General features: G+C 65.5%; 9 protein-coding genes. 6 read left to right on the forward strand and 3 right to left on the reverse strand.

Features of this window, described 5'->3' with window-relative positions; translation table 11 throughout:
- The first annotated feature begins 95 nt into the window (after positions 1 to 95).
- Both NDB2M1_RS21300 and NDB2M1_RS21305 read left to right on the forward strand, forming a co-directional pair.
- Positions 96 to 758 carry a cytochrome c oxidase assembly protein gene (locus NDB2M1_RS21300; RefSeq protein ID WP_072384742.1) on the forward strand — a complete coding sequence of 221 codons (663 nt, stop codon included), beginning with the start codon at positions 96 to 98 and terminating at the stop codon, positions 756 to 758.
- A complete protein-coding gene (locus tag NDB2M1_RS21305; RefSeq protein WP_072384738.1) occupies positions 755 to 1,423 on the forward strand; it encodes a cytochrome b in 669 nt (222 codons plus the stop codon). The genes NDB2M1_RS21300 and NDB2M1_RS21305 overlap by 4 nt, the downstream gene beginning before the upstream one ends.
- Here the strand turns inward: NDB2M1_RS21305 and NDB2M1_RS23280 are convergent.
- Positions 1,320 to 1,955, reverse strand: coding sequence for a c-type cytochrome (locus NDB2M1_RS23280; protein WP_072384739.1), 636 nt, complete (start codon positions 1,953 to 1,955; stop codon positions 1,320 to 1,322). The two genes, NDB2M1_RS21305 and NDB2M1_RS23280, sit on opposite strands and share 104 nt — an antisense overlap.
- A 75-nt stretch (positions 1,956 to 2,030) precedes the next feature.
- Here NDB2M1_RS23280 and NDB2M1_RS23285 point away from each other — a divergent pair, with 75 nt between their 5' ends.
- The 4 genes from NDB2M1_RS23285 to NDB2M1_RS21330 are packed head-to-tail and all read left to right on the forward strand — an operon-like array spanning position 2,031 to position 6,094.
- A complete protein-coding gene (locus NDB2M1_RS23285) occupies positions 2,031 to 2,357 on the forward strand; it encodes a c-type cytochrome (protein WP_253185998.1) in 327 nt (108 codons plus the stop codon).
- Entirely contained in the window at positions 2,347 to 3,306 is a 960-nt protein-coding gene (locus NDB2M1_RS21320) for a cytochrome c oxidase subunit II (RefSeq protein ID WP_072384740.1), read from the forward strand. Before NDB2M1_RS23285 ends, NDB2M1_RS21320 begins: the two co-directional genes overlap by 11 nt.
- Positions 3,303 to 5,825: a cbb3-type cytochrome c oxidase subunit I gene (locus NDB2M1_RS21325; protein ID WP_072384741.1), complete on the forward strand. Its 2,523-nt coding sequence runs from the start codon at positions 3,303 to 3,305 to the stop codon at positions 5,823 to 5,825. Before NDB2M1_RS21320 ends, NDB2M1_RS21325 begins: the two co-directional genes overlap by 4 nt.
- Entirely contained in the window at positions 5,822 to 6,094 is a 273-nt protein-coding gene (locus NDB2M1_RS21330) for a hypothetical protein (protein WP_041565048.1), read from the forward strand. Before NDB2M1_RS21325 ends, NDB2M1_RS21330 begins: the two co-directional genes overlap by 4 nt.
- Before the next feature lie 139 nt (positions 6,095 to 6,233).
- Here NDB2M1_RS21330 and NDB2M1_RS21335 read toward each other — a convergent pair whose 3' ends face one another.
- Both NDB2M1_RS21335 and NDB2M1_RS21340 read right to left on the reverse strand, forming a co-directional pair.
- On the reverse strand, positions 6,234 to 6,719 hold the full coding sequence (locus NDB2M1_RS21335; RefSeq protein ID WP_253185999.1) for a hypothetical protein: 486 nt from the start codon (positions 6,717 to 6,719) through the stop codon (positions 6,234 to 6,236).
- A gap of 45 nt (positions 6,720 to 6,764) precedes the next feature.
- A complete protein-coding gene (locus NDB2M1_RS21340) occupies positions 6,765 to 7,025 on the reverse strand; it encodes a TFIIB-type zinc ribbon-containing protein (RefSeq protein ID WP_039858453.1) in 261 nt (86 codons plus the stop codon).
- Positions 7,026 to 7,427: the final 402 nt, after the last annotated feature.

The following is a 7,427-nucleotide window of genomic DNA, read 5'->3' on the forward strand; positions in this document are numbered from 1 at the left end:
TGTTGAAGATCAACCCGATCCGGACGCCTTGCGACCGCTGCGCGCCGTCAACTCCCTACTTGCCGCGTGACGTTCGCTATCCGTTCGCCCTTTCCGTGCAGATACGTCACTTTCGTGTAGTCACCCCAATAGGGCTGGTGATCGGTTTCTTCTTGATCGGCCGCGCCGTCCGAGCGCGGCCTCTTCCGCTCGCCGCAGGCTGTGCCATTCTCCTTCTGCTGTTCGTATCGCCGTTCTGTGCGTTAAGTTCGGCGCTGTTCTCGGCACGCGCGGCGCATCATATCTTGCTGACGGCCGTCGCAGCGCCGCTGTTGGCGATGGCATTGCCAGCCGTTCGGGGCAGGCCGGCGGCATGGGCCTGTGCCCATGCCCTGATCTTCTGGGCGTGGCACGCGCCGGCGGCCTATGCCTTCGCGCTTGCCAGCGTCGGCGCCTACTGGCTTATGGAACTGACCCTGCTCGTCTCGGCGATCGGGCTCTGGCGCAGCGTGCTGGCCGCAACCGCCCCCACCGGCGTCGCGGTCCTGCTGGCGACGATGGTTCAGATGGGCTTACTCGGCGCTCTGCTCACCTTCGCGTCCACGCCGCTGTACGCCTGGCACTGGATCACGACGCAGCCCTGGGGCCTCAGCCCGGTGGAGGACCAGCAGCTTGCCGGCCTGCTGATGTGGATCGTGGGTGGAGCGATTTATCTTGTCGCAGCGCTCAGGCTGGCAGGCGATTGGCTCGCCGAGCGGCAGCGGATAGCGATCGCATGATCGAAGCGATCCGTGAATGGGCGGCGCGGCATACCGCACAACGGCGCTACTCCCCGGTCGGCGTCGCTTTCCACTGGATCATGGCGGCCCTCATCTCCTTTCAGCTCTATTGGGGCTGGTACATGAGCCGCATGCCGGTGGGCGGCGACAAGCTGGACGCCTACAAGCTGCATTCCGAACTGGGGCTGGGCATGCTGGTGCTGGCGACGCTGCGCTTCGTGTGGCGTACGATCGTGCCGGGGCCGATCAACGACGCGGATGGACTGGGTTGGCAAACCAAGCTCGCCTACGTCACCCATGCGCTCTTTTACATCTGCTTCTTCGGCCTGCCGCTGTCTGGCTGGGCGATGTGGTCGGCGCTGGGCGACGGGCCGAAGCTCGACCTGCTCGGCGCCGCGTGGCCGCAATTGCCATTCCACGATATTCCGGTGGCGGCGCAATGGACCATCCTGGGTTGGGCAGACGGCATTCACACCCTGCTGATCCTGCTTCTGCTCGCGCTGATCCCCATGCATGTCGGGGCGGCGCTTAAGCATCATTTCTGGAACCGGCATGATGTGCTCATCGGGATGCTGCCGGAGTTGAAGGAGGACGAGCCGGCAGAAGCGGAGCCGCGCCATGGCCTGCCAGGATCGCAAGCTCGTCCGACGCCAGTGCGCGGCTGATGGCCAGCATCGTGCCCGTGGGATCCCGCCGCTGACCCGATCGCCATGCCTCGATCTGCGCCGCGACGTAGGCCGGCGATTGCCCGGCAAGCGGCGGGTTGCCGGGGCCAACGCCTTCACCGTTCGCACCATGACAACTGGCGCATTTGCTGGCGTAAACCGGCGTCGATCGCCACGCGGATGCCGGGGGCGGCAGCGCGGCATAATAGGCCGAGACCTTGACACGGTCCTCGCTGTTCAGTCGCCGGGCGATCGCACGCATCGCCACGTGCTTGCGCCGACCAGTGGCATAATCGTCCAGCTGGCGGACGAGATAACCGGCGTCGAGGCGGGCAAGACGCGGGGTCAGGCGTCCGTCCCCTTCGCCTTTCAAGCCGTGGCAGGTCGCGCAGGCGCTCGTAGGGCCACCGTTGCCGCCGCTGAACGCGATCACTTCGCCGGTCGCACGAAACGCCGGGTTGCCACCCATCTCGTTGCATGCCGTCAGAAGCAGCGGAGCCAGCAGGCCGAGGCACAGAAAATATCGCGTCATCGCACGGGGAACCGAGTGGATGGCGGTCGGTTCCCCATCGGGGAAGGAAGATCTCTTTTGGGGGCACGCATTCTCTTGACCGCAGTCCTGCTGCTCGCCGCTTGCGACAAGCCCGAGATCGCGCCCAATGCCACGGGCGGCGAAGTAGCCGCGCGCGGCAAGACGGCAGCGGAACGCCTCGGCTGCGGGGCATGTCACGCCATGCCGGGCATCTGGCCGCAGGGAACGACCGGTCCTTCGCTCGAAAGGTTCGCACAGCGCGGCATGATCGCGGGCCGTTACCCCAACCGCCCTGATAATTTGGCTGCTTTCCTGCGCAATTCTTCCGGCACCGCCATGCCGACGGTCCCCATGACCGCAGCGCAGGCCGACGACATCGCGGCGTTCCTTCATGGGCAATAACACCTCTTTGCAGGCCGCGCTCGGTGGCTGGCCGCCGGCGGTGCTCGATCCGGCCGGCCCCTATGCCGAACCCGTCACGCGGCTCGCCTGGGCGCTGCTGCTGGGCGGCACGGGCGTGCTGCTGATCGTCCTTACTGCGCTGGCGGTGGCGCTGTGGGGCAAGCCTGCCTTGCGCACACGATTGGGCGGCGACCGGGCGATCTGGATCGGCGGCGTGGCCTTTCCGGGCGTCGTGCTGACGGCCCTGCTGGTCTGGGGCCTGTGGCTGACCGGCAGCCTGCAGGCGACGGCGGCACAACCGGGCGAGATGCGCGTCAAGGTTACGGGCGAGATGTGGTGGTGGCGCGTGACCTATCTGGGCGAACGCGGCGAGCCCGTGATCCGCGACGCCAACGAACTGCATGTGCCCATCGGGCAACCGGTCCTGCTGGAACTGGAATCGGCGGACGTGCTCCACAGCTTCTGGGTGCCCCGGCTCGCGGGCAAGATGGACATGATCCCCGGCCGGCGCAACCTGCTGCGCATCCGCGCCGATCGCCCCGGCACTTACGGCGGGCAGTGCGCGGAATATTGCGGCGGTGCGCATGCGTTGATGGGTTTCGTGGTCGTCGCACATACGCCGGAAAGCTTTGCCCGGTGGCGTGCCGAACGCCTCGCGCCGCCGCGTCCCGCTTCTGGGCGAGGGCCCGAACTGTTCCTCGCCAGCGGCTGTGCTGGCTGCCACACCGTGCGCGGCACGCCCGCCAACGGCACCGCCGGTCCCGACCTCACCCATGTCGGCGCACGGCGATCGCTCGGCGCCGGTATCCTGCCCAACAATCGCGGCACGCTGGCAGGCTGGATCGCCGACAGCCAGACGATCAAGCCGGGCAACCGCATGCCCAACTACAAGCAGTTCAGCCCGGACGATCTGAACGCGCTGGCCGACTATATGGAAAGCCTCAAATGAGGTCGGAGACCGGGTTCGACCCCTATCTCTACCAGCGGTTCCCGACGCAGGAGGAGCGCCCGCCCGAGGAAGAGGAGGGGCTCCGGCGCATCTGGTGCGCGCCCAAGGGCTGGGAATATCTGACCGTCGTCAACAATAATTATGTCGGCATCTTCTATCTCGGCACCGCCTTTCTGTTCTTCCTGCTGGCGGGCGTGCTGGCGCTGCTGATGCGCGTGCAACTGGCGGCGCCGCTGATGGAGGTGCTGCCGCAGGCGACCTACAATCAGGTCTTCACCATGCACGGCACGGTGATGATGTTCCTCTTCGCCGTGCCGATGGTCGAGGCGGCCGGCGTGCTGCTGCTGCCGCAGATGCTGGCCGCGCGCGACCTGCCGTTCCCGCGCCTCTCGGCCTATGCCTTCTGGGCCTATGCGGTAGGCGGGCTCGCCTTCTTCGCCTCGCTGTTCGTCGGTCTCGCGCCCGACGGCGGCTGGTTCATGTATCCGCCCTATACGTCCAAGGCCTATTCGCCGGGCATCAATGCCGACTTCTGGCTGCTGGGCATCGGCTTCATCGAGATTTCGGCGATCGCCGGCGCGATCGAGATCATCGTCGGCGTGCTGCGCACCCGCGCGCCGGGCATGAGCCTGGACAAGATGCCGATCTTTGCCTGGGCCATGCTGGTCTTCGCGGTGATGATCATCATCGCATTTCCCAGCGTGATCCTGGCGACGCTGCTGCTGGAGATCGAGCGCGCGTTCAACTGGTCCTTCTTCGACGCGGCGCGCGGCGGCGATCCGGTGCTGTGGCAACATCTGTTCTGGTTCTTCGGGCATCCCGAGGTCTACATCATCTTCCTGCCCGCGGCCGGTATGATGAGCATGATCATCCCGACTGTCGCGCGCACCGAACTGGTCGGCTACAGACTGATCGTGCTGGCCATGATCGCCACCGGCTTTATCAGCTTCGGCGTATGGGCGCATCATATGTTCACGGTCGGCCTGCCACCGATGACGACGGGCTTCTTTTCCGCCGCCTCGATGGCGGTCAGCCTGCCCGCCGGCATTCAGGTCTTCTCGTGGATCGCGACGCTGGCAATCGGCAGGCCGCGCTTCAACGCTCCGGGGCTGTTCGTGCTCGGCAGCATCGTCATCTTCGTGACCGGCGGGCTGACGGGCGTGATGGTGGCGCTGGTGCCGTTCGACTGGCAGGCGCACGACACCTATTTCATCGTCGCGCATCTCCACTACGTGCTGATTGGCGGCATGGTGTTCCCGCTGTTCGCGGCGATGTACTACTGGATTCCGATGGTCAGCAGCCGGGCGATGAGCGAGCGGCTGGCGAAATGGGTGTTCGGCCTGATGTTCACCGGCATGAACGTCGCCTTCATGCCGATGCACCTCGCCGGCCTGATGGGCATGCCGCGCCGCGTCTACACCTATCTGCCCGGCAGCGGCTGGGACATGCTGAACCTCATCTCGACGGTCGGGGCGTTCCTGTTCGCATTCGGCGTCTTGCTGTTCCTGATCGACCTGGCGCGCAATTTCCGCATGGCGCCGGGTGGCGGCAATGCCGGCAACGTTTATGGCGCGGGCTCGCTCGAATGGCTGCCGACCGAGCTTTATTCCACGCGCTCGATCCCGGTGGTGAAGAGCCGCGAGCCGCTATGGGACGATCCGAAGATTTCCGATGATGTCGAGCAGGGCCGCTATTTCCTGCCGCGCTCGGCCACCGGTCTGCGCGAAACGATCGTCACCAGCCCGCTGCTGGCCGAACCGCAATATGTCCAGATCATGCCCGGCCCATCGGTCTGGCCGCTGGTCGCGGCGATTTTCACCGCCTTCTTCTTCCTCGCGCTGACGGTGCAGGCCTATATGTTCGGCCTCGCCAGCGGCGTCATCACCGTCATGGCCATGCTGCGCTGGCTGTCGGAGACCGACCGGCCGATCGCGCAGGACGAGGTCGACATCGGCGCCGGCATCATGGTGCCGACCTACATGACCGGCCCGCGCAGCCATGGCTGGTGGGCGATGGTCATTCTCATGATCGTCATGGCCATGATCTCGGCCATGGCGATGTTCGGGCTGGCCTTCCTGTGGAGCAACCAGCCAGGCTTCTGGACGCCGCCGGCATCGCTTGGCGGAGGAATACCCATCGCGCTGGGCTACGGACTGGTCGTGGCCGCCGCCGTTTCGTGTCGGTGGCTGCACCGCATGGGCAAGAATTGGGCGGTCGCCCCCGTGCTGCTCGCGGGTTTAGCAGCGCCGCTGCTCACTTGGCTCGATATCCGCATGTGGAGCGCCGTGCTGGCCCCCGACGCCAGCGGCCAGGGGGCGGCGGTGTTCGCGATCCTGTCGCTGCAGGGTACCGTCGCCGCGATCGGCGTCCTGTTTGCCGCCTATCTCGGCTGGCGGTCGCTGCGCGGGCTCATCACGCCGACGGGCAACAGCACGCTCGACCTCGCCTGCCTGTTCATCGGCTATTGCGGCGCGCAGGGACTGGTGGGTACGATTTTCACCCGCGCGGTCGGCGCGTGAAAAGCTGGCTGATTCTACTCGGCGGCTTCATCGTCTGGACCGTCCATTTCTTCGGCCTCTATCTGATCGCGGAGTTCGCGCCGTCGGCAACGCTCGTTATCGCGCTGACAATTCTCTGCATCATCGCCGATCTATGGCTGCTGCGCTGGCTTCGCGCGATGGCATGCTCGGAAGCATTCGCGCAGTGGCGGCGGTCGGTTGGCATGGCGGGCGCTGTCTTGAGCCTCCTCGCCGTGCTTTGGCAGGGCTTGCCCGTCATGCTGGCCTGACGCTCGCGGACGAGAAAACCCGTCAAACGCCGATGCGTTCTGCCCCCTCGCATTTTATCCCGCGATATCTGCGAGAACCGCCGCAAGCGAGATTAGCGTATAGAGTATCGCCGCCATCGACCGGCCCTTGACCCCGTCACTATCCAAGCCATTGCACGGTGCCGATGACCATGGCGATGATGGCCAGGATGCCGATCAGGAGCAGCCTTTCCAGGCGCGGGTCGGCGACATTCCGGATTCGCGCCGCCATCTGCCACGCCGGGCGAAGCGGAACGCGCCCCGAGCCCGAGGCGATCCGGTCGAACTGCGCGTCCGAAAGGCCGAAGAAGGCTGTCATCGCGCCGCGGGATCGGTCCCTCAGACCGGTGACCCGAAACACGGGATCTGCCCACGCGATATCGATCGCGCTCGGGCTCGATACCATCGGGATGACTTCACGACCTGACGCCCATGAAGGCCGCACGAGCCCGACAAGCTGATAAGGGTTGCGGTCGAATAACGAGGCCCAGCGTTCCAGGCGAGCGCGCCGACCATAAGGTTCGAACGCGGGATCAGAGGCGGTGCGGCCGGCGCGCGCAGGAAAGTGGCGCTTCAGTCGTCCCCTCGACGACGCATCGTCCCTCACGGGGGCGTGGCTTCGCGGGAATGATCGCACCGACCCACGGGACTTTCAGTCGAACAATTCGCTCAGGAAGCTCTTGCGGCGACCACGATGGCCACGCTCGTAGCCGTGCTTGCCTCCGTGATCGCTGTGGCCGCGACGGTCGTCGAACGCCCCCGCGCGCCCTCCGCCGGACCACGCGTCGCCAGTCGGGCGGGCTGCTGCATCGCTTATATTGCGCTCGATGATCTTGTCGAGTTCGCCCCGGTCGAGCCAGACCCCGCGACATTGCGGGCAATAGTCGATCTCGATGCCCTGACGCTCGCTCATGACCAGATCAACCCGGCAGGTAGGGCAAAGGAGACCTGGCGCTGCACGGTTTTCCATTGTGACAAATCCTTCTTTCCTGACGGGATCGAGCACGATTTCGCGCATCCTCATATAGCCTAGATAGCAGGCTTCCTCTCGAACGAATCGCAGATTCGGGCAGAGCCTTCTGCGCCAGCATGAAAGAGCGTCGGAGGGATCGCTGCGTGCGGCCCGCACGACCCCATCTGCGCTTCTCTCCACCTGCGATCCGCATGCATTTCAATGATCGCCTTTCTTGTTGATTGCCACTGAGAAGTGACCCGGGATTTCCATCGAGAATTGACCCGGGTGGATATGTGTCCCCCAGTGCGGGGGCAGGGTCAAGCGGGTGATTTGGCCTTTCGTGATTTGGGGGCTGCGGCG

The organism is Novosphingobium sp. NDB2Meth1, assembly GCF_900117425.1.
In the GTDB taxonomy this organism is placed as follows: domain Bacteria; phylum Pseudomonadota; class Alphaproteobacteria; order Sphingomonadales; family Sphingomonadaceae; genus Novosphingobium.